General features: G+C 39.9%; 16 protein-coding genes, 1 tRNA gene and 2 rRNA genes (1 of these 19 running past the window's edge). 3 read left to right on the forward strand and 16 right to left on the reverse strand.

From position 1 onward, the window contains the following. The 15 genes from IGL28_RS12395 to pth form a co-directional block, all read right to left on the reverse strand. Positions 1 to 1076, reverse strand: a 23S ribosomal RNA gene (locus IGL28_RS12395) (it extends 1838 nt beyond the left edge of the window). Between the two features lie 179 nt (positions 1077 to 1255). After that, positions 1256 to 1328: transfer RNA gene (locus IGL28_RS12400), tRNA-Ala, on the reverse strand. A 78-nt stretch (positions 1329 to 1406) separates the two neighbouring features. Further along, positions 1407 to 2966: ribosomal RNA gene (locus tag IGL28_RS12405) — 16S ribosomal RNA — on the reverse strand. Together the 16S and 23S rRNA genes with 1 tRNA gene alongside form the textbook arrangement of a ribosomal RNA operon. A gap of 885 nt (positions 2967 to 3851) precedes the next feature. Further along, a complete protein-coding gene (gene lysS / locus IGL28_RS12410; protein ID WP_010720573.1) occupies positions 3852 to 5348 on the reverse strand; it encodes a lysine--tRNA ligase in 1497 nt (498 codons plus the stop codon). Between the two features lie 118 nt (positions 5349 to 5466). Beyond that, positions 5467 to 6462, reverse strand: coding sequence for a tRNA dihydrouridine synthase DusB (gene dusB / locus IGL28_RS12415; protein WP_034700012.1), 996 nt, complete (start codon positions 6460 to 6462; stop codon positions 5467 to 5469). Continuing rightward, positions 6463 to 7350 (reverse strand): Hsp33 family molecular chaperone HslO, encoded by an 888-nt coding sequence (gene hslO, locus IGL28_RS12420; protein WP_010720575.1) that lies wholly within the window; start codon positions 7348 to 7350, stop codon positions 6463 to 6465. A gap of 175 nt (positions 7351 to 7525) precedes the next feature. Then, a complete protein-coding gene (ftsH, locus tag IGL28_RS12425) occupies positions 7526 to 9637 on the reverse strand; it encodes an ATP-dependent zinc metalloprotease FtsH (protein ID WP_010720576.1) in 2112 nt (703 codons plus the stop codon). A 90-nt stretch (positions 9638 to 9727) separates the two neighbouring features. After that, complete coding sequence (gene hpt / locus IGL28_RS12430; protein ID WP_010737292.1) at positions 9728 to 10273, reverse strand: hypoxanthine phosphoribosyltransferase; 546 nt, start codon at positions 10271 to 10273, stop codon at positions 9728 to 9730. Beyond that, entirely contained in the window at positions 10273 to 11715 is a 1443-nt protein-coding gene (tilS, locus tag IGL28_RS12435) for a tRNA lysidine(34) synthetase TilS (protein WP_034700014.1), read from the reverse strand. The genes hpt and tilS overlap by 1 nt, the downstream gene beginning before the upstream one ends. A 110-nt stretch (positions 11716 to 11825) precedes the next feature. Beyond that, the gene (locus tag IGL28_RS12440) at positions 11826 to 12308 is read right to left on the reverse strand and encodes a S1 domain-containing RNA-binding protein (protein WP_010720579.1); all 483 of its coding nucleotides are present in this window, start codon (positions 12306 to 12308) and stop codon (positions 11826 to 11828) included. A gap of 44 nt (positions 12309 to 12352) precedes the next feature. Next, positions 12353 to 12766, reverse strand: a complete 414-nt coding sequence (locus IGL28_RS12445) for an FtsB family cell division protein (protein ID WP_010737290.1) — start codon at positions 12764 to 12766, stop codon at positions 12353 to 12355. Positions 12767 to 12828: 62 nt separating this feature from the next. Next, positions 12829 to 13104: an RNA-binding S4 domain-containing protein gene (locus tag IGL28_RS12450; protein ID WP_010720581.1), complete on the reverse strand. Its 276-nt coding sequence runs from the start codon at positions 13102 to 13104 to the stop codon at positions 12829 to 12831. Continuing rightward, positions 13104 to 14714, reverse strand: a complete 1611-nt coding sequence (locus IGL28_RS12455; protein WP_081128910.1) for a putative polysaccharide biosynthesis protein — start codon at positions 14712 to 14714, stop codon at positions 13104 to 13106. The genes IGL28_RS12450 and IGL28_RS12455 overlap by 1 nt, the downstream gene beginning before the upstream one ends. Positions 14715 to 14729: 15 nt before the next feature. Continuing rightward, a complete protein-coding gene (gene mfd / locus IGL28_RS12460) occupies positions 14730 to 18251 on the reverse strand; it encodes a transcription-repair coupling factor (protein WP_010720583.1) in 3522 nt (1173 codons plus the stop codon). A gap of 15 nt (positions 18252 to 18266) precedes the next feature. Beyond that, positions 18267 to 18827, reverse strand: a complete 561-nt coding sequence (pth, locus tag IGL28_RS12465; protein WP_010720584.1) for an aminoacyl-tRNA hydrolase — start codon at positions 18825 to 18827, stop codon at positions 18267 to 18269. 353 nt (positions 18828 to 19180) lie between these two features. Here pth and IGL28_RS12470 point away from each other — a divergent pair, with 353 nt between their 5' ends. From IGL28_RS12470 to IGL28_RS12480, 3 genes are all read left to right on the forward strand, one after another. After that, positions 19181 to 20155 (forward strand): L-lactate dehydrogenase, encoded by a 975-nt coding sequence (locus IGL28_RS12470; RefSeq protein WP_005875171.1) that lies wholly within the window; start codon positions 19181 to 19183, stop codon positions 20153 to 20155. Positions 20156 to 20325: 170 nt separating this feature from the next. After that, entirely contained in the window at positions 20326 to 21732 is a 1407-nt protein-coding gene (locus IGL28_RS12475; protein ID WP_010720585.1) for a L,D-transpeptidase family protein, read from the forward strand. A 110-nt stretch (positions 21733 to 21842) separates the two neighbouring features. Next, a complete protein-coding gene (locus tag IGL28_RS12480) occupies positions 21843 to 22286 on the forward strand; it encodes a hypothetical protein (protein WP_081128912.1) in 444 nt (147 codons plus the stop codon). 238 nt (positions 22287 to 22524) lie between these two features. On the opposite strand, the gene IGL28_RS12485 is transcribed toward IGL28_RS12480, so the two are convergent. Further along, positions 22525 to 23031 carry a VanZ family protein gene (locus IGL28_RS12485; RefSeq protein WP_010720587.1) on the reverse strand — a complete coding sequence of 169 codons (507 nt, stop codon included), beginning with the start codon at positions 23029 to 23031 and terminating at the stop codon, positions 22525 to 22527. Between the last annotated feature and the right edge of the window lie 103 nt (positions 23032 to 23134).

The following is a 23134-nucleotide window of genomic DNA, read 5'->3' on the forward strand; positions in this document are numbered from 1 at the left end:
CCACATCCTTTTCCACTTAACATATATTTTGGGACCTTAGCTGGTGGTCTGGGCTGTTTCCCTTTCGACTATGGATCTTATCACTCACAGTCTGACTCCCGGATATGAATGAATGGCATTCGGAGTTTATCTGAATTCGGTAACCCGAGATGGGCCCCTAGTCCAAACAGTGCTCTACCTCCATCATTCTCAATTCCGAGGCTAGCCCTAAAGCTATTTCGGAGAGAACCAGCTATCTCCAAGTTCGTTTGGAATTTCTCCGCTACCCACACCTCATCCCCGCACTTTTCAACGTACGTGGGTTCGGTCCTCCAGTGCGTTTTACCGCACCTTCAACCTGGACATGGGTAGATCACATGGTTTCGGGTCTACGACTACATACTCAAACGCCCTATTCAGACTCGCTTTCGCTGCGGCTCCGTCTCTTCAACTTAACCTCGCATGCAATCGTAACTCGCCGGTTCATTCTACAAAAGGCACGCCATCACCCATTAACGGGCTTTGACTTGTTGTAGGCACACGGTTTCAGGTTCTATTTCACTCCCCTTCCGGGGTGCTTTTCACCTTTCCCTCACGGTACTGGTTCACTATCGGTCACTAGGGAGTATTTAGCCTTGGGAGATGGTCCTCCCGGATTCCGACGGAATTCCTCGTGTTCCGCCGTACTCAGGATCCTCCTAGGTGCCTTCCAAATTTCATCTACGGGGTTTTTACCCTCTTTGACTGACTTTTCCAAGTCATTCGACTATCTGAAAGAACTACCATATTGGAGTCCTACAACCCCAATGAGCAAGCTCATTGGTTTGGGCTTTTCCCGTTTCGCTCGCCGCTACTCAGGGAATCGAATTTTCTTTCTCTTCCTGCAGGTACTTAGATGTTTCAGTTCTCTGCGTCTACCTCGAATGCGCTATGTATTCACGCAAACGTAACATCCTATAAAAGATGCTGGGTTCCCCCATTCGGAAATCTCTGGATCATAGCTTACGTACAGCTCCCCAAAGCATATCGGTGTTAGTCCCGTCCTTCATCGGCTCCTAGTGCCAAGGCATCCACCGTGCGCCCTTATTCACTTAACCTTATCAACCTTGCGGTTGGGTTTTGATCTTTCTTCTAGCGATAGAAGTCCGATCAAGAAAATAAGCAATTGAACTTATTAAAAAACTCATTCAACGCGGTGTTCTCGGTTTGTATTACTAATTTACTTCAAATATCCAGTTTTCAATGAACAAAATATTTTAACAACTAATGTTGTTAATGGAGCCTAGCGGGATCGAACCGCTGACCTCCTGCGTGCAAAGCAGGCGCTCTCCCAGCTGAGCTAAGGCCCCGATTTATTTTTGAGAGTAGACCTCTCAAAACTGAACAAAGTATAAAACAAACAGTGTAGTCTCCGTAATATTCCTTAGAAAGGAGGTGATCCAGCCGCACCTTCCGATACGGCTACCTTGTTACGACTTCACCCCAATCATCTATCCCACCTTAGGCGGCTGGCTCCAAAAGGTTACCTCACCGACTTCGGGTGTTACAAACTCTCGTGGTGTGACGGGCGGTGTGTACAAGGCCCGGGAACGTATTCACCGCGGCGTGCTGATCCGCGATTACTAGCGATTCCGGCTTCATGTAGGCGAGTTGCAGCCTACAATCCGAACTGAGAGAAGCTTTAAGAGATTAGCTTAGCCTCGCGACTTTGCGACTCGTTGTACTTCCCATTGTAGCACGTGTGTAGCCCAGGTCATAAGGGGCATGATGATTTGACGTCATCCCCACCTTCCTCCGGTTTGTCACCGGCAGTCTTGCTAGAGTGCCCAACTAAATGATGGCAACTAACAATAAGGGTTGCGCTCGTTGCGGGACTTAACCCAACATCTCACGACACGAGCTGACGACAACCATGCACCACCTGTCACTTTGCCCCCGAAGGGGAAGCTCTATCTCTAGAGTGGTCAAAGGATGTCAAGACCTGGTAAGGTTCTTCGCGTTGCTTCGAATTAAACCACATGCTCCACCGCTTGTGCGGGCCCCCGTCAATTCCTTTGAGTTTCAACCTTGCGGTCGTACTCCCCAGGCGGAGTGCTTAATGCGTTAGCTGCAGCACTGAAGGGCGGAAACCCTCCAACACTTAGCACTCATCGTTTACGGCGTGGACTACCAGGGTATCTAATCCTGTTTGCTCCCCACGCTTTCGAGCCTCAGCGTCAGTTACAGACCAGAGAGCCGCCTTCGCCACTGGTGTTCCTCCATATATCTACGCATTTCACCGCTACACATGGAATTCCACTCTCCTCTTCTGCACTCAAGTTTCCCAGTTTCCAATGACCCTCCCCGGTTGAGCCGGGGGCTTTCACATCAGACTTAAGAAACCGCCTGCGCTCGCTTTACGCCCAATAAATCCGGACAACGCTTGCCACCTACGTATTACCGCGGCTGCTGGCACGTAGTTAGCCGTGGCTTTCTGGTTAGATACCGTCAAGGGATGAACAGTTACTCTCATCCTTGTTCTTCTCTAACAACAGAGTTTTACGATCCGAAAACCTTCTTCACTCACGCGGCGTTGCTCGGTCAGACTTTCGTCCATTGCCGAAGATTCCCTACTGCTGCCTCCCGTAGGAGTTTGGGCCGTGTCTCAGTCCCAATGTGGCCGATCACCCTCTCAGGTCGGCTATGCATCGTCGCCTTGGTGAGCCGTTACCTCACCAACTAGCTAATGCACCGCGGGTCCATCCATCAGCGACACCCGAAAGCGCCTTTCAAATCAAAACCATGCGGTTTCGATTGTTATACGGTATTAGCACCTGTTTCCAAGTGTTATCCCCTTCTGATGGGCAGGTTACCCACGTGTTACTCACCCGTTCGCCACTCCTCTTTTTCCGGTGGAGCAAGCTCCGGTGGAAAAAGAAGCGTTCGACTTGCATGTATTAGGCACGCCGCCAGCGTTCGTCCTGAGCCAGGATCAAACTCTCATAAAAAGTTCGAACAATCTTACGATTGTTAAGCTCAATTGTTTGCTAGCATATTGCTTGCTTGTTAAAAATGTTTGTTGTCTTGAATCAATCAAGACGCCCTACACATTTGGTTTGTCTTTGCTTTGTTCAGTTTTCAAAGGTCTACTTGATTAAAAGCTAATCAGTTGAGATTGCCGTAGCAACTTTTATATCATATCAGAGTGACGTTTATTTGTCAACTCTTTTTTAAAAGTTTTTTTGACTTCGTTTTTTAGAAGTGTTTCAGCAACTCATTCATCATAACTCATCGTTTGTTATTTGTCAACAACTTTTTTAAAGTTTTTTTCGATAGAATCAAGCTTCGTAAGCTGTTGTTTTTTAACGACTCAGTTATCTTATCATGTGATCTCTCACACGTCAAGAACTTTTTGAAGTTATTTTTTATTTTTGTCAGAAGTTATTTAGTGATAACTTTTGAACAAATAATAATATACCAACTAAACCTTTAACGGTCAACGAATTTTTTGTATTTTTTCAAGTTTTTTTCATTGGACGATCATTCCTGTAATTTTAAAAATAATCATTCGTATTTTAATAGTTTTCCTGCGATATTACTCATCCCTTATTCTTTAATATTCGTTATAAATAAGAAGATCGTTTAATCAATCCACTCAAATACAAGCAAGCAATTCCTTTATCTATGCCTCCACATAATAAATTTCTCGATTATCCCCGCCTTGCATTTTTTTACCGTACCTCATTATTTCAAAAAAGAAACTGACAAAAAGTGGTGTAAGTTTTACGCTATCTACTAAAAATAGAGTGATCCTTTGACTTCTCTCTTTTACTAGATTATAAAAAAAGAAGCCAACAGTTCTTGGCTTCTTTTTTTATTCATATTCACCATATCTAACGCATCGTTGGGAATAGTAAAACATCACGGATCGACTGTGCATCCGTCAATAACATAACTAAACGATCAATTCCGATACCTAGACCGCCAGTTGGTGGCATACCATATTCTAAAGCTTCCAAGAAGTCTTCATCGACACCGTGTGCTTCATCGTTTCCTAGCTCACGTTCTTTTTCTTGGGCTTCAAAACGTTCTCTTTGATCAATTGGATCATTTAATTCGGTAAAGGCATTCGCAAATTCCCGACCAACGATAAACAATTCAAAACGATCGGTAAAGCGTGGATCTTCTGGATTCTTTTTCGCCAATGGAGATACTTCTACTGGATGTCCGTAAACAAAAGTTGGTTGTGTCAATGTTTCTTCCACAAAAGTTTCAAAGAACTCATTGATGACATGTCCTACGCCCATTGCTTCGGTCACTTCTACGTGATGCTCTTCAGCAAGTGCTAATGCTTCTTCTAATGTCATTTCTTTCCAGAAATCGACACCTGTTTGCTCTTTGATCGCATCTACCATATGGATACGTTTAAAGTCACTTTCCAAATCAACTGCTTGGCCATCATAAGTGATTTCTGCTGTACCAAGAACTTTTTGGGCTGCATTACGAATGATTCCTTCAGTCAAGTTCATGACATCCTGGAAATCTGTATAAGCGGTGTAAGCTTCTAACATCGTAAATTCTGGATTATGAGTTGTATCGATTCCTTCATTACGGAAAACGCGACCGATTTCGTAAACTTTTTCCATTCCACCCACAATTAGGCGTTTTAAATGAAGTTCTAACGCAATACGTAAGTATAAATCAATATCTAGTGCGTTATGGTGTGTAATAAATGGACGAGCTGCAGCACCACCGGCTTCATTGTGTAAGACTGGTGTTTCTACTTCAATATAGCCGTTACCATCTAAGTAACGACGGATTTCGCTAATAATTTGGCTACGTTTCATGAAGCGATCAAAACTTTCACGGTTACTGATCAAATCAAGATAACGTTGACGATAACGTTGTTCGATATTAGTCAATCCATGGTATTTATCTGGCAACGGACGTAAAGCTTTTGATAAAATAGTGATTTCTGATGCCTTGATTGAAACTTCGCCAGTATCAGTCTTCATGATTTCACCTGTTACGCCAAAGAAGTCGCCTAAATCAGCATGTTTGAATACATCATAGGCTTCATCACCTACTTGATCTTTACGTACATAAATTTGGATTTGGCCTTCACGATCTTGTAAGTGAGCAAATCCAGCTTTTCCTTTACCACGACGAGTGATCATTCGACCGGCTACACTTGCAGTTAGCCCCATCTCTGCTAATTCTTCTTTTGTTCTTGGATCAAACAATTCATGTAATTCTTCTGAATTGTGCGTACGTTCAAATCGTTTACCAAAAGGATCAATCCCATTTTCTCTTAATTGCTCCATTTTTTGACGGCGAACAAGCATTTGATCGTTTAAATCTTCTACTTGATGTTGTTGTTCCTGTGTCACAAAAGTTCCTCCATTCTCATGTTATTCTCTTTCCTATAATGCCAATGAAACACAAAAAAAGCAAGCCGAACTTAAAGTTCGACTTGAAAATTCACGAAAAACTTAGAAAATCACTAGATTATTTCACAGATACTTTTTCTGTTTTCTCTAAAAAGCGGTCAAGCAGTTCATTGATTTCTACTTGTTTTTCTGCTTGATTGATTGCAACTTTTACTTTTGCTGCTCGAGAGATTCCTTTTAAATAATAGGAAGCATGTGTCCGAAATTCTCGGCACGCAACAACCTCCCCTTTTAAATCGACTAAACGTTTCAAATGTAATTTAGCGGTCTCGATTTTTTCTCTTGGTGTTGGTTCAGGGATTAACTCGCCGGTTTCTAAGTAATGCTGGGTGCGATGGATCATCCAAGGATTGCCTAACGCTGCACGCCCAATCATCACACCATCCGCTCCTACGTATTCTAACATTCTTTTAGCATCTTCCGGAGTTTTGACATCTCCATTGCCCATAAATGGGATCTTGAGCTGACTTTTAACTTCTTTCAATACTTCCCAGTTTGCTTTACCTTCATACATTTGCACTCTCGTACGTCCGTGCATGGCGATTGCACTGGCGCCAGCTGCTTCAGCCGCTAAAGCATTTTGCACAGCAAAGACATGTTGTTCATCCCAACCGATTCTCATTTTCACAGTAACTGGTACATCAACAGCAGAAGAGACAGCTTGTACCATCTCATAAACTTTATCTGGATCCAATAACCATTTAGCGCCTGCTTCTGCTTTGATGATTTTGTTCACTGGGCAACCCATATTGATATCAATGATGTCAGCCGCTGTATTTTCTTGAACGAATTGGGCAGCCTCGACCAAAGTATCTTTGTTTCCACCAAAAATTTGCAAGCTTAGTGGATGTTCTGTTTCTTCGATATGCAGCATCTCTAATGTTTTCTTGTTTCTAAAATGGATTCCTTGGTCACTGATCATCTCACAGACGACTAATCCAGCACCGAACTCTTTGACGGTCACACGAAAAGCTGAATTAGTGATTCCAGCCATCGGTGCGACAACTACTCGATTGGGAATTTCAACATGTCCGATTTTCCATGTATGTTCCACTTATTTTCCTCCCAGCGCTTCTGCTTTTAGCTCGGATAATTCTGCTTCACTGTATTCATACTTGTTGTTGCAGAATGAACAAACGGCTTCTGCTCCGTGATCTTCATCAATCATCGCTTGGATTTCTTCTGCCCCTAAAGCAATAATTGCTTCCCCAAATTTTTCTTTTGAGCAATCACATTTGAATTGTACCGGCATTTTCTCTAAAATATTCAACTCACTAGTTCCTAGTAAACCTTCAAGAATTTTTTCAGGTGTTAATCCTTCGTCTAATAAAGTAGAAATACGTGGTGTCGTTTTTAATTGTTCTTCGATTTTACTGATAGTTTCTTCATCTGCACCAGGCATGATTTGGATCATAAATCCACCAGCTGTTTTGATACTGTCATCCGTGTTAACTAATACGCTCAATCCAACTGCTGAAGGAATCTGTTCTGAGATTGCAAGATAATAGGTAAAGTCTTCCGCAATTTCTCCAGAAACAATAGGTGTTTGTCCCGAAAATGGTTCTTTCAAACCGAGGTCTTTAGTAACACTGAACATCCCTTGCGTTCCCACAGCACCACGCACATCAATTTTTCCTGCTTCATTCAAAGGTAGGCTCAAATGAGGGTTTTGGATATAGCCTTTGACTTCTCCTTTGCCATTCGCATCTACCACAATCCCATTAGCCGGACCATTCCCTTGAATCCGCACAGTTAACTTGTCTTCGCCTTTTAGCGTCGAACCTAGTAAAAGTCCGCCAACAAGCGTACGACCTAATGCAGCCGATGATGTATGCCAAGTGTCGTGTCGCTTTTGGGCTTCTGCAACAGTGTTTGTTGCTTGAACTGCATAAGCACGTACATAGCCATCATAGGCCAGTGCCTTGATCAAATAATCTTCCATTTATTTATGTACCTCTTTTCCGATTTTTAAATTCATAGTGAATCATACTAGTTACGCTGATAATTTTCAACTTATGAATGTTATCTTTTCTTTTATTTGCCTATTCTATAATAAAAAATAAAACAACTACTAAAAAAGAGCCACGACTTTTGTCGTAGCTCTCATTTTTTAGCGATTATTTCGGTTGATCATCCGAATCATCTGTTGAAGAAGTTTGATGTTCTTCTTCATTTAATTCTTTTTTCTCTTCTTCAAATTCTTTCTTATCGTGCTCAAAATCTTGCTTTTCTTCCGCTTGTTTTTCTGCGTCTTTTTCTTCCAAAGCACGTTTTGCTTCTTCAAAAGTTTGCGCTTCTTTTTCACTAGGATAGTTAGCAGATTCTGAACCTTCAGGCATAACACCTTTTTCAAATAAAGATTTGATTGCTTTCGCATCGAGTGTTTCAAATTCTAATAGTTTTTCAGCGATCAATTTATGTTGTGCTCGATGTGCTTCGATGATCTCATGCGCTTTTTGATGAGCTTCCATCAAAATCTTACGCACTTCTTGGTCAATTTCAAAGGCCACTTGTTCAGAGTAAGCTTTCGTTTGACCATAGTCACGACCAACGAATACTTGATGATTTCCTTCATATTGAACTGGACCTAAACGATCACTCATTCCATATTCAGTTACCATGCTTCGTGCTAAAGCTGTTGCTTGTTCAAAGTCATTAGAAGCCCCAGTTGATTGAACGTTGAAGATGATTTCTTCTGCTGTTCGACCACCAAGCAAACCAACGATTTGTTCAAACATATCTTCTTTTGTCATCAAGAATTGATCTTCTTTTGGTAAGGCGATCATATAACCACCTGCACGTCCACGTGGAATAATGGTTACTTTATGAACCACACGTGCCCGACTCAAGACTAAACCAACGATCGTATGACCTGCTTCGTGGTAAGCCACCATTTCTCGTTCTTTTTTGCTGATTACGCGATCTTTCTTAGCTGGACCTGCAATCACGCGATCTTCTGCTTCATCAATATCTGAAGCATCGATTTTCTTCTTGTTACGACGAGCCGCAACTAAAGCTGCTTCGTTTAAGACATTTTCTAAATCTGCACCAGCAAAACCTGGTGTTTGTTGTGCCACGACTTTCAAATCAACGTCATCTGCCATCGGTTTGTTTCGTGCGTGAACACGTAAGATTGCTTCACGGCCTTTCACATCTGGACGACCAACTAAAATTTGACGGTCAAAACGTCCTGGACGTAAAAGTGCAGGGTCAAGTACATCTGAACGGTTTGTTGCAGCAATGACGATAACACCTTCATTCCCATCAAATCCGTCCATTTCAACTAGCAATTGGTTCAGTGTTTGTTCACGTTCATCATGTCCACCGCCCATGCCTGCGCCACGTTGACGACCAACAGCATCAATTTCATCGATGAAGATGATTGCTGGAGCATTTTTCTTCGCTGTTTCAAATAAGTCACGAACACGACTTGCCCCAACACCCACAAACATTTCTACAAAGTCAGAACCTGAAATAGAGTAAAACGGTACACCCGCTTCTCCAGCTACAGCTTTTGCTAACAATGTTTTACCAGTTCCTGGAGGTCCTTCTAAAAGAACACCAGCTGGGATACGTGCGCCTAACTCAACAAAACGTCGCGGATCTCTTAAGAATTCAACAACTTCAACCAACTCTTGTTTCTCTTCTTCTGCACCAGCGACATCTGAGAAGCGTACACGGTTCGCTTTTTTGTCGGCTTCTTTGGCTTTTGATTTACCAAAGTTCATGACACGGCCACCGCCGCCTCCGCCACCACCTTGTTGCCCCATCATCATATAGAAGAAGAACACAAGGATGATAATTGGTAAGAAGCTTAGCAATAAGGATACCCATACGCCACTGCTTGATTCTTCTTTGACTGTTGTAGCTACGTTATGTTCTTTCGCTAAATCAGTCACTTGGCTAAGTGTGGTATCGTTTGGCAAAATAATCGTTGTAAAGTGTGTCGTTTTTGTATCTGTCGATCCTAAGATAGCAAGTCCACCACTGTTAGAGACGGTTTGCTGTTCTTTATACTCTCCAGAAATTTTATATACACCATTTGCAGGTTGCACTTCAAATTCTTTGATTTTACCTGCTTGTAATTGTTCTGTAAATTTTGTGTACTCGATATCTGACGATCGTTGGCCGTTATTACCAAAGATAAAATATACGACCATAACCATCGCTAAGATTACGAGGACATAATACAAGGCATTTTTCATCATGCCATTGTTTTTTTTGTTCATAGTTGCCCTCCCTATGCGTTATTTTAATTTAGCATTTTTTTTATCAATCCTGACCATTCTATTGTAACACAATTTATAGTAGATACAGCACTAATTTGATTGATAAACGCTAGGCTTCAATACACCGATGTATGGTAAATTACGGTAAGCTTCTGCATAATCTAATCCGTAACCCACTACAAATTCATTAGGAACATTGAATCCAACATAGTCTGCTTCAATATCAACTACTCTACCTTCTGGTTTATCAAGCAATGTGACAATTTTCACTGATTTTGCTTTACGGTATTTAAATAGATCAACCAAATAAGCGAGTGTTCTTCCACTATCGATGATATCTTCAACGATCAGTAAGTCACGACCTTCAACATTGGTATCTAAATCTTTGACGATTTTGACTTCTCCTGATGAAACCGTTGCATTTCCATAACTTGAAACATCCATAAAGTCTATTTCCAAGTGAGCATCAATCGAACGTATGATATCTGCCATGAATGGAACAGCGCCTTTTAGAACACCAACAACGAGTGGATTATTATGCTTATAAGTTTCTGCCAATTCTTTGCCTAGTTCTTCACAACGAACTTGTATTTCTTCTCTTGTAATCAAAACTTTTTCAATATCCTTTTCTAACATCAGGTTCTCCTTCCAATTGCTTCTTTGTGATATTTGTAAAGAAGTATGTAGTGTATTTTATCAGTTTCTACACCAATACTCAAATAGGAATAGGTAAATGGGACCAAACTATAAATATTTTCATTTTGATCCCTCACGACCCATGCCTCTTTTCTTTGTGAATCAGGTACTTTGTTATCAATCAAATATCTGGATATTTTCTTTTTTAGTTTGCTATTTAGCTGGATACGCTCTCCTGCTTGTCTCTTTCCTACAAACAGTTCTTGATGTGAAGATAGCCAAAGATCATGAGAAAACTCGTCCCAATCATCTGCTTTTCTAGCTTCTTCGGCTGCTTCAGGTGTAAACAAGCCGATCCAGCAGCTTTCATCTAACCTGATGCGTTGATTCAACTCCAACTTATACGCCTCTGTTCGTTCTTGTATGGTTTTTGAGGGATCAGCTTTCTCTTGGATAAGATAGATTTTTTCATAGCTACGTTGCAGAACCCACCCTCGTTCAAGAGTAATTTTCCATTGACCTTTTTTCTGTTGACACTGTTGTAAAATCAGTTGGATTTGTTTTTCTTTGATCACGATCGCTGTTTTTTCAAAAAAATGATCAAAGAATGCGTATAAGAAATAATAGCTTTCTTCTTCTGGCATCTCCGCTAATAGTTTCCAAGGAAAATGCACCCGTTCGTTTTCTTCTACGACATTTTCCATCAAGACTTTCTTCATGTGTGTTTGAATCAATCGATCTGCCCATTGGATCTGCTGCGAAAAACGTTGAAAATGAACCATTGCTTGTGGATTTTCTTGTTTTAGTTGAGGCAGAACCAAATGACGAAGGCGATTACGTTGAACATCCAACTCTTGATTCGTATGGTCTTCAAAATAAACCAGCTCTCGCTCTGAAGCATATTGATATAATTGCGCCTTACTAAATCCTAGTAACGGACGAATCAATCGACCATTGGAGAAGGGTTGGGCTTCTTTGATCCCAGCATAGGTACTAAGTTGCCCCCCACGCAACAACTTCATTAAAACCGTTTCCATTTGGTCATCCCCATGATGTGCCGTCATTAGGCAGTCATAGCTGCCGCTTTGCATCTGCTTCGCAAACACTTGATAACGAAACTCTCGAGCCGCTGTTTCAATGCCCTTTTTTGTTGGCTTTTCCCAAACTTCCACTTGTAACGGGAGTTGATGTTGTTGACAATACTTCTTTAAATACGCAACTTCATGAACAGATTCTTCTCTTAATTGATGATTGATATGGGTCACTGCCAAAAAGAAACCCCATTTTTTTTGCGCTTCCATCATTAAATCCAGAAGAACCATAGAATCTACTCCCCCAGAAACCGCCAGTAGCGCTCTTGTTTTTTCATTCAAATAACCATTGATTTCACAATTTGTCAAAAAACGTTGTCTGATCTTCCTTGCGTCTTGTTCTTCTTCCATCGAATCACTTCCTTGTTCCTTCTCGGCTTCGATCAACCTACCATCAAAGATTCCAATGAAAAAAAGAGCGGACAAAAGTCTGCGACAATTGCCTGCTCTTAAGTTTTTGGTTAGCTGCGACGTCCGCCGCGTCCGCCACGTTTACCTTCTGTATTGCGCTTCAAGGAAGTCAATCGATCATCACTATCCTTTAAAAATGAACTCATTAATGAATCGAAGTCTTCTTTATGGTTATTAGAAGATTGACTGCGAGAAAAAGGTTTTTTCTGTGTTGAACGACCTCGATTATCGCGAGGATCTCTTTGTTGGTATTTTTTTGGACGCTTATCATCATCTGATTCTGTTGATTCCGCTGGTTTTGGTTGTGTTTGACGGATTGATAATCCAATTTTACCATCATCATTAACTGAGATAACTTTAACAGTTACTTCATCACTGACACTTAAAACATCATGAATATCTTTGATATAGCCATTTGAGACTTCACTGATATGAACTAGACCAGTTTTTCCAGCTCCTAAATCAATAAACGCGCCAAAATTTGTAATTCCTGATACTTTCCCTTGCAGTTTTGCTCCTACCTCGATTGACATAAAAAAAATGTTCCTCCTAATTATTAACCTATTTATAATACTGCTTATTTTGCAGTTGTTGAACTAGTTGTTTGGTCTGTGTCATCCGTATTTGATTCTAATACTGGATAAACCTGCTCGCCTTCTTTTGAATAAAAGTATTTGCTTCTCGCAAGTTTCGCCACATAGTCATCATCTTTCAATAATGAGACATCCTGTGTTAGCTGATCCACATCAGCATTGACTTGGCTTAATTCCGTATTTGCTTCAACTTTCAATTCGTTTAATTGATTCATTCTTTGCATATCACGAAAAATTTGAAAACCTAAAATTGCGAAAATGACCAAAGCACCTATAAAAATAACTGCTAATCGACGTCTACGAAAAATCAACTGGCGTTGTTGTTCTTGAAATTCGACATATTTTTTCTTTGCATACTCTGTATCTAAAGCAGCAATTTTGTTGCTTTTTTTTGTCACTTCTCTTCGCTCCAATCTTTTTTGATTGTCGTTTTCATTATACCAATATCATTGAGGGTTGTCTAATCTATTTCGTCAGTGTTTTGCTTGCGAATCTCCGAAATGATCTCATACATTTTTTGAGCATCTTCTTTTTTCGTTGACTCATGTAATTCATTGACTTTTACTTCCATTGTTTTGTTTCCAAATTGGATCTTCAATTGATCGCCTACCTTGACATCACTAGAAGATTTAGCCAATTTTCCGTTGATTTGAATTCTTCCTTTATCTGCCACTTCTTTTGCTACAGAGCGGCGTTTGATAATTCGAGAAATTTTAAGAAATTTATCTAATCGCATTAGGATTCCTCACTTTTATTTTTTATAAGTTTATTAAATCGTAAAATCTTTTTTCCAAACGGTAACATCAACCATTCTCTAACCGTAAATAATTTTGTCCAGATCACAGCATTCACAAAGACGAACGCCCCGATTCCTACACCTGCTAAACTGGCAAAGAACGCAGAAGACCGATGAGCAACCGGGCCAAAAATCATCGTCAGTCCGCCATAATAAATCAGTAAGGCTAAGATCATCCATCCCAAACATTGAAGCAATTTACTTCCAAAGCGACGTTCTTTCCAGAACTGATTGATTTCACTAGTCTCCGTGTGGACAAAATACCATAGAGTGACAGCCAATCCTAGCAAGGTCGACAAACTAGCTCCTACTGTCCCTAGATAACCAGTTAGAAACGGGGTTGCCAAAGCTTTGGCTAACAGCCCCCAGCCTGCACCTTTCAAAGAGGGACGAAAAGAATTTTTACTTTGGGCAATACTTTGATAGGTTTGGATGATTGCTGTTAAAGCAATTGCAAAGACGAATAGCACCAACGCTGCATTCCCAGCGTAATCTTTAAATAGCGCATAGTTGATATACGGTAAAAGCATAGCTAGTCCTACAGAAGCAGCTAATGCTAAAGTCGTTGTTAACCGTAAATAGATCTTGGCAGTCTTTAGAAATTGACTATGCACAGCCGTTATCAAGTATTTCGTCAATGCAGGTAAGAAAGTCGCACTTAATGCAGTTGCAATCACTAGTCCTAATTGAACTAACGGTTGCCCACGATCATAGACCCCTTTTGCAATTTTTGCGCTTTGTTCAGATAGTCCATAAACTTGAAGCGCATTTTTTACAAAAAATGAGTCGATCAGCTGAAAGAAAATCAGCAGACCACTATAGATTGACACTAAGCCCCCTTCAACTAAAAAACGCCGGATCAATCGTTTGTCAGGTCGTTTCGTGACCGAAAAATGTCGAAAACTTAACGCCCCACCATGGATCTTTTGTTCATAATAGCGCAACACACCATAGGCACAAAGTCCCCCGATGACTGCACCACTCATAGCCGCAGTTCCTGTTTGGTAAACTGACCAGCTAAATAGTCGAAAAGCAAAGGCACTGAAAACGATGATCGCCACTCTCACAAATTGTTCGACGACTTGTGAAACAGCTGTCGGTTCCATCAAAAATCTGCCTTGGAAATTTCCTCGATAAAAAGATAGTCCTGGCATCAGTAAGAAAGTAAATGAAACGATTTGGATCAGCGGTCGTAATTGCTGATCCCCCATCATCCAAGCAATCCAACGGCTAAAGAGAAAAGTAAACAGCCACAGAACAATCCCTGTCCAAAAAACTAATGGATAAAGCCGTTGCAGTGCTTCTTTTCGCTGAATTGGATCTTTTCGTTCAGCGACATATTTTGAAATGAATTGCGGTAAACCAGACAACGCTAAAGTCATGGCAATCCCATAGATTGGGTATACTTGTTGGTATACATAAAATCCTTCATCACCAACTAAGTTTTGGAGCGGAATGCGGTACAGCGCACTTAGGACTTTTGCTATGAAAGAAGCAATCGTCAATATAAATGCGCCATGCATCACGCGACGCATCTCTTTATGGTCCAAAGTATTCGCTCCTTCCTAAGCAGACAGATATTTTTGTTCACGTAAAGCTTTGACAAAACGTTGGATTTCTTGCAACCAAACTGCTTCATCGGTCTTGTTAGGAACCGTTAGCCGAATCACCATTTTTTCTTTTTCTACACCTAAACTTGCTTTTAGTTTTGTTGCAGTCAAAGCTTCAAATAACTGTTCTACAGTATAGCGTTTTGTTCCTGCTTTACTTAGATTAAAGACGATAGTCTGCTGTTGCTTGCGAATTGTTTCAATCAAGGCGCGATCGCCATCCATTTTGATTTGGCCAATCGTTAAGAGATGTGCCACCTCTTCAGGGTATTCCCCAAAACGGTCTAAAAGATCATCTTCTAATTCATCAAGCATTTCTTGTGAATCAAGTTCCCTGATCCGTTTATAAATTTCAATTTTCTGTCTTTGGTCCGAAACATATTCTTCTGGCAAGTAAGCATCGACCCCAAGATCGATTTCAACTGCTGTTTTTTCCACTTGGTTGTTCTTTCCTTGTTTACGTAAAACAGCATCACTTAACATTTGCGAATACATGTCGAATCCGACAGCATCAATAAAGCCGTGCTGCTGCGCACCTAGCAGATTTCCTGCTCCTCGGATCGATAAATCCCGCATAGCGATTTTAAAACCAGAGCCTAGTTCGGTGAAATCTTTAATGGCTTGAAGACGTTTTTCGCTGACTTCATTCAAGATTTTTTGTTGTTCATACATGAAGTAGGCGTACGCCACTCGGTTGCTTCGTCCCACACGACCACGTAATTGATAAAGAGTCGATAGCCCCATGTAATCAGCATTTTCAACGAAGAGCGTATTCGCATTTGGAATATCGACACCCGTTTCAATGATCGTCGTTGTGACTAACACATCATATTGTCCTTCAATAAAATCAAACAATGTATTTTCTAATTGTGCTTCAGTCATTTGACCATGCGCATAACCGATTCGTGCTTCTGGTACAAGTTCTTGGATTTCTTCCACTTTTTGTTCGATCGTCTCTACTCGATTATAGAGATAGAACACTTGACCGCCACGCCCCATTTCTCGATGGATAGCTTCACGAATCGCTCCAGGATTTTTTTCCATCACGTAAGTTTGAATCGGATAACGATTGGCAGGCGGTGTTTCGATCACTGATAAATCACGAACCCCGAGCATTGACATGTGGAGTGTCCGTGGGATCGGTGTCGCTGTCAACGTCAAGACATCCACTTGGGCACGTAGTTGTTTCAAACGTTCTTTATGTTTTACACCAAAACGCTGTTCTTCGTCAACGATCAATAACCCTAAGTCACTAAATTCAATGTCTTTAGATAAGATACGATGCGTTCCGACTACGATATCGATTTGTCCAGTACGTAATTGTTCAATCGTTTCTTTTTGTTGTTTTTTCGTTCGGAAACGACTCAATAGACCTACATTTACTGGAAATCCTTCAAAACGTTCCAACATCGTTTCATAATGTTGTTGGGCGAGAATGGTCGTAGGAACTAAAAAGGCAACTTGTTTACTTTCCTTGACGGCTTTAAAAGCAGCTCGTAAAGCCACTTCCGTTTTACCGTAGCCAACATCACCAACGAGCAAACGATCCATCGGTTTTTCTTTTTCCATATCTCGTTTGATCTCTGCGGCACTCCGTAATTGGTCATCCGTTTCAGAGTATGGGAAGGCATTTTCAAATTCTTTTTGATACCCATCATCCGGTCCAAACGCATACCCTTTTTCTGATTCTCTGGCAGCATATAGTTTGATCAGATCATCTGCGATATCTTCAATTTTAGACGAAACCTTTCTTTTGGTTTTCGTCCATTCACTACTGCCTAATTTATTGATACGAGGTGCTTTTGATTCAGAAGCAACATATTTTTGGATCAAATTCAGCTGGGTAACCGGAATAAATAATTTATCGTCATTTTGATAAAGGATCGTCATGTAGTCTTGATGGACACCATCCACTTCTAACGTTTCCATCCCAATATATTTACCGATCCCGTGATTTGCGTGAACGACATAGTCGCCTGCTTTTAGTTCATTATAGCTTTTTAAACGTTCCGCATTAGTTACGGTTTGTCGCCGTGTTTGTTTCTTCGTCGTTTTTTGGAAAATTTCTTTTTCCGTAATTGCGACTATTTTCTCTTGAGGAAGTTCGAACCCTGTTTGCAGCGCCCCTTCCACTAGTTGCACTTGTCCTCTGATCAGTTTTTCTTTTTCGGTTTCCACGACTAGGATCTCTTCATCACGTAACATCTGCTCCGCTTTTCTAATCCGTTCTTTCGTAGGAATAAAGATGACTACTGTTTGTTCTTGCTTACGCCATCGGTCCATTTCTGTTTTCAATAATGGCATTTGACCGAAAAATTGTTGCATCGTACGATATTGAAAATTGTGAATCGCTTGAAAACGTAAATTCCCCATGCCCTTTTGAAAAAGCGCAAAAAAAGTCGTCACAAATTTTTCTTTTTGAACTAATTTATGCACATCATTGACAAAGACTTGCTCTGAGAAGACACGTAATTCACTAATTTTTTGTGTTTGCCATTCAGCTGCTTCTCTTTCGATCTCCCGATTTGTTTCCATGATTCGTTGATAATCATCCACAATGAATAAACTACTTGTTGGAAAATAATCAAGGATCGTCGTTTCTTCTTGATAAAGAAGATCAGCATAAAGTTTCGCGTCTTCTGTCGGATTTCCTGCTTGCCATTGCGCGATCACTTGTCCAAAATAATCCTGCACGAATTGGCGGTCTGTTTCTTCTGAAATCGTCGCTAGTTTCTTTTCTAACAACTTTTCCAGTCGGTCGATCCCATGAAGTAAATCAGCTTGGTCGTAGACCTGTTCACTTGTCGGTGCGATCCAAATTTCTGTTACTTTTTCGATCGAGCGTTGAGTTTCTACTTCAAAATATCGCATGGAGTCAATCTCTACATCAAATAATTCGATACGTACGGGATGTTCGAGATTGATCGGATAGATATCAATGATGCTGCCACGAATACTATACTCTCCTGTTTTTGCCACCATCTCAACTCGTTCGTAGCCTAATAAAGTCAATAGACGAGGCAGATCGTCAACGGCTATTTCCTCTCCCGTTCGCCAAGTCAATTGGGCTTGTTTCCAAACTTTTGGACTGGGTAATCGTTTATGCAATGCTGCTACTGGTAATAAATAGACCCCTGGTTGTTTTTGTTGCAGGGCATTTAGTGTAGCAACTCGTTCTCTTCTTGCTTCTGGGGAAGAAAAAGCCATTTCCGCAGAAAGAACTTCATCTACTGGAAAAGAATGTATTTGTTCTGCTGGCAAAACATGTTGCAAATCTTCTGCTAGTTGATTCGCATAATACAGATTAGGCATTAATACGACTAAGTTTTTCTTTGTTTTTTTGAACGCTCGAGCAAAGAGAAGAGTTTTGGCTGAACCAGCTAAACCAGTGATCAATTGTCTTGGTGATTTTTCTTCTATCTGGTTGAGCCATTCCTTTACCTGTGGATCTTTACCAATTAATTGAACGATATCCATTTTTTTCCTCCTTCGCTAATTGAATTTGTTCATCGTATCGATAAACGAATGACCATCCAGCATAAACTCGAGTGCTGCCACTGACTGATCGATACTTGCTTCAATCAATGGTTGAACTTCTTTACTAAATGGGCTTAGCACGTGTTGAACAACAGTTTTGTTTCCTTCTGGTCGACCAATGCCTACTTTGATACGGTCAAATACATTCGTATTCAAGTGAGAAATGATACTTTTTATTCCATTATGTCCACCAGCACTCCCTTTTTGGCGCAAGCGGATCTTGCCAGTTACAAGATCTAAATCATCATAAACAACAACTAATTCTTCCGGATAAATACCGAAATAAGTCATTAATGGTCCTACAGCACGACCAGATTCGTTCATAAAAGTTTGCGGCTTCACTAATAAGATTTTTTCTCCTTGATAGAAAAACTCTGCAACTTCCGCTTCAAATGTATTTTTTTTAAACACAGCTTGTTGCTTTTCAGCCATGCGATCAACGACCATAAAGCCGATATTATGTTTGGTTTGTGCATATTTGGTTCCTGGGTTTCCAAGCCCTACGATCATTTTCATTTGTTCTACCACCTAATTGAAAAAAGCAGCACAAAAGGCTGGAGTGCCCTAAAGCAATCCAGTCTTTGACTCATTTTTTCATTTTTTTACTTTCTACTATTAAGTATAACACACAAGTACCTGTTTCAACAAAAAGAGAATGTTTAACAAATGATAAAGAAATTAAAATTTTCTTCAAAGTCTAATAAATTAATAACCTTTTAAAAATAGTGAAATCACGCACATGTAAGCTTTTACATATAATACAACCTTGTTATCTGTTATATTTTATAGCCAAATAGCGTGACAGCGGGCTTGATAAATGTTAGCATAGGCATGGGAAAAAACAAAATCAATGGAAGGATTGATATATAATGACTGCAGCTGCAGAAAAAAAAGATCATCAAAAAGTAATTCTTGTTGGAGATGGCGCCGTAGGTTCTAGCTATGCCTTTGCTCTAGTTACTCAAAACATTGCACAAGAAGTAGGTATCGTAGATATCAACACAGCAAAAACTGAAGGAGATGCTATTGATTTATCACATGCTCTAGCATTTACTTCACCTAAAAAAATCTACTCTGCTACTTATGCAGATGCACATGATGCTGACTTAGTAGTTATCACTGCTGGTGCACCACAAAAACCAGGTGAAACTCGTTTAGACTTAGTAAATAAAAACTTAAAAATCAACCGCGATGTAGTAACACAAATTGTTGAATCAGGATTCAATGGTATTTTCTTAGTTGCTGCTAACCCAGTAGATATTTTAACTTACTCAACTTGGAAATTCTCAGGCTTCCCTAAAGAACGCGTAATCGGTTCAGGTACTTCACTTGACTCAGCTCGCTTCCGTCAAGCACTTGCAGAATTAGTTGATGTTGATGCACGTAACGTCCATGCTTATATCTTAGGTGAACATGGTGACTCAGAATTTCCTGTTTGGTCACATGCTAACGTTGCTGGTTTACAAATTTATGAATGGGTTAAAAACAATCCAGACGTTGATGAAGAAGCAATGGTTAACTTATTCTTTGGTGTACGTGATGCTGCTTACACAATCATTGAAAAGAAAGGCGCTACTTTCTATGGTATCGCTGTAGCCTTAGCACGTATCACTCGTGCCATCTTAGATGATGAAAATGCTGTACTTCCACTATCTGTATTTATGAATGGTGAATACGGCTTGAACGATATCTACATTGGTGCCCCTGCAGTAATCAACCGTCAAGGTATCCAAAAAGTTATCGAAATCCCTCTAAGTGACAGCGAACAAGATCGTATGGCTGCTTCAGCTAAACAATTAAAAGAAATCTTAGATGAAGCTTTTTCTAAATTAGACGCTGAATAATTAGAATAAATTTAACCACTTAATCAAGCAGAATGTCAGCATTCTGCTTGATTTTTTTACTTAACGATCGTTAAATTTTTGCTAAATCATTTGTCCCCTTCGTCTTTTTTCTCAAAATATGCTATGATTAGTTCGTTATACGCTAAACTATCAAATAAGGAGCTGCCCGCATGACAAGATCTTCTCATCATAAAAAATCGAAATCGCTACACATTGGTCTATTAACTACGCTAGGCGTATTCCTCGCATTAATCGGCTTTTACGCTTACCGCAGTACATATTACACCAATCATTTTTTACCTAACACGGAAATTAATTCCATCAATGTAAGTAACCTGACCGTGCAACAGGCAAATGACAAATTAAAAGACACCTTTTCCAATAAAAAGCTGACGATTGAAGAAAATGGGAAAGTTTGGGAAGAGATCGCAAAATCTGAGCTTGGTTATAAAGATGACTTTTCAGCAGATTTATCTCGATTGTTAAACCAACAAAATGCTTGGTCATGGGGCATGAACTATGTTTCCGCTAGTGAAAAACAAGAAATTGATCCACAAGATACTGATCATCAAAAACTAGATGAAACGCTGGCTTCCACGACGAATAAGCTAACCGAATTAAATAAAGATCGGACACAGACACAAGATGCGACGATTGAAAAATCTGGTGACTCTTTCAAAATAAAACCAGAAGTAACTGGCGATACGATTGATGTGACAGCAGCTATCAACGCGCTGAAAACCAGTGTGAAGGATGGCAAAAACAAAATTGATTTAACTAAATTTCAAACAAAACCAAAAGTGACAGCGACCGATAAAAATTTAACAAAACAAGTCGATGAAATGAATGCCATTGCTAATATCAAAGGAACCTATAGTATCAACGGCAATACTTTCCAGATACCTCGTTCTGAAATTGCTAACTGGCTAACTTACACAGATGGTAAAGTTGATTTAGATACAACACAAGTTAAAAACTATGTAACAGGTTTAGGAGAAAAATATAACACAAGTACGAATGACACAAAATTTAAAAGTACAAAACGTGGTGAAGTAACGGTTCCTGTGGGTACCTATAGTTGGTCAATCAAAACTGATGCAGAAACAGAAGCTTTGAAGTCAGCCATTTTAGCAGGTAAAGACTTTACCCGATCACCAATTGTTCAAGGTGCCACAACAGCTGATCATCCTTTAATAGAAGATACCTATATCGAAGTTGATTTAAAAAACCAGCATATGTGGTATTACAAAGATGGTAAAGTTGCGCTAGAAACTGACATCGTGTCTGGAAAACCTAAGACCCCTACTCCAGCTGGTGTTTTCTATGTTTGGAACAAAGAGGAAAATGCTACATTAAAAGGAACGAATGATGATGGAACCCCTTATGCAAGTCCTGTAAACTACTGGATGCCAGTTGACTGGACCGGTGTTGGTATCCATGATTCCGACTGGCAACCTGAATATGGTGGCGATCTTTGGAAAACTCGTGGATCTCATGGATGTGTCAATACGCCGCCAAGTGTCATGAAAGAATTGTTTGGCATGGTAGAAAAAGGTACACCAGTAATCATTTTCTGATAGCTTCAATAAAAAATGAATTCATAAAAAACTGGTTTCTCAACAAAGTTTATCTTAAACTTTAGAGAGACCAGTTTTTTTACGTCTATCACTATCAAAGGGGGAATAAAATGGACGATAAGTTACAAGCTAAAAAAACTTATTATCAACAGTTTCTTGGTTACACTGAGCAACAGATCTTAGAATTATCCGCCAGTATCGCAGACCAGCAAAAACTACTCGTCAAACCAGAGAATAATGAATTTGAACAAAAGATTTTAGTCAAAAAACTAGCTAGTGACAAGAGAAAAATGCAATCATTTTTAAATGGTAAGGGCCTCCTCTGTTCAATCCTTCAGCAACTGGATAATATTCATACTACGATCGCGAATCAAGATCAAAATAATTCGCTATGGAATAGGTTTTTTCGCTCATCATCCAATGAGTTGGCTAATCGCCAGAAATTATTACATACATATGAACTTCTGTTTGAAGAAATAATGAAAGGATTATACAGCGATACACAAAAGGCGTCACCGTATAAAAAACTAGTGCCCAAAGAGAGGTACAGATAATGATTCAAGGATAAAATCAACCACTCCTAAAATAAATTACAATCCAATCTATCCATAAATAAACAACAGCTGGCTTTGATCCACAAGTTCTATTTTATAAAAATGAATCACAAGTATACTACGAAATGAAGCCGAAAAATCCTAAAATAGAAAACTATTTTAGGATTTTTCGGCTTCATACTCAATTTTAATTACTTCTATAACTCATTTTTTCATGTACACTAATTGATCCTTCTACCTAAAATTTTTTTCTCACAAAACCAACGATCAAGCATAAGACAATCGCTGTCAATGCCCCCATTGAATCGAGCATGACATCTTGGAAAGACGGTGTTCGATCCCCTGTAAGCATCTGATGAAATTCATCTAACCCAGCATAACCGGTCGCCGATAACCAAGCTAAGACACTTGTTAACCACCAGATTTTCATTTTAGGAAAGACCCCTAAAAACAAACTACCACCTAAAATAAAATAAGACCCAAAATGAGCACCTTTTCGTAAGAAAAATTCAACGAATTTACCATAACCTAAATGATCTACACTCACTACACCATCGCCATAAGTAAAACGAATATTATCAAATACTTGTTTAAACGGATGATTGGGAAACCACTCTTCGATCCTGGAGACTTGGGATTGTTGTCCGTAAGTTTGCGATGAACTGTAAAATAAGAGAGCCATGATGAGTACTGCAATAACTAAATAAAAGTTGCCATTTTTCATTTGTTTTTTTATTGAATTCATAAGTCACCTCTGCCATTTATAATAGCTCTTTTTTTGCGAAACAACAAACTTTTCTTAGAGACTTAAATAAGAAAATAATGCTATACTAATTGTATTATAAATT

Source organism: Enterococcus sp. AZ077, assembly GCF_051714965.1.
In the GTDB taxonomy this organism is placed as follows: Bacteria; Bacillota; Bacilli; order Lactobacillales; family Enterococcaceae; genus Enterococcus_B; species Enterococcus_B hirae.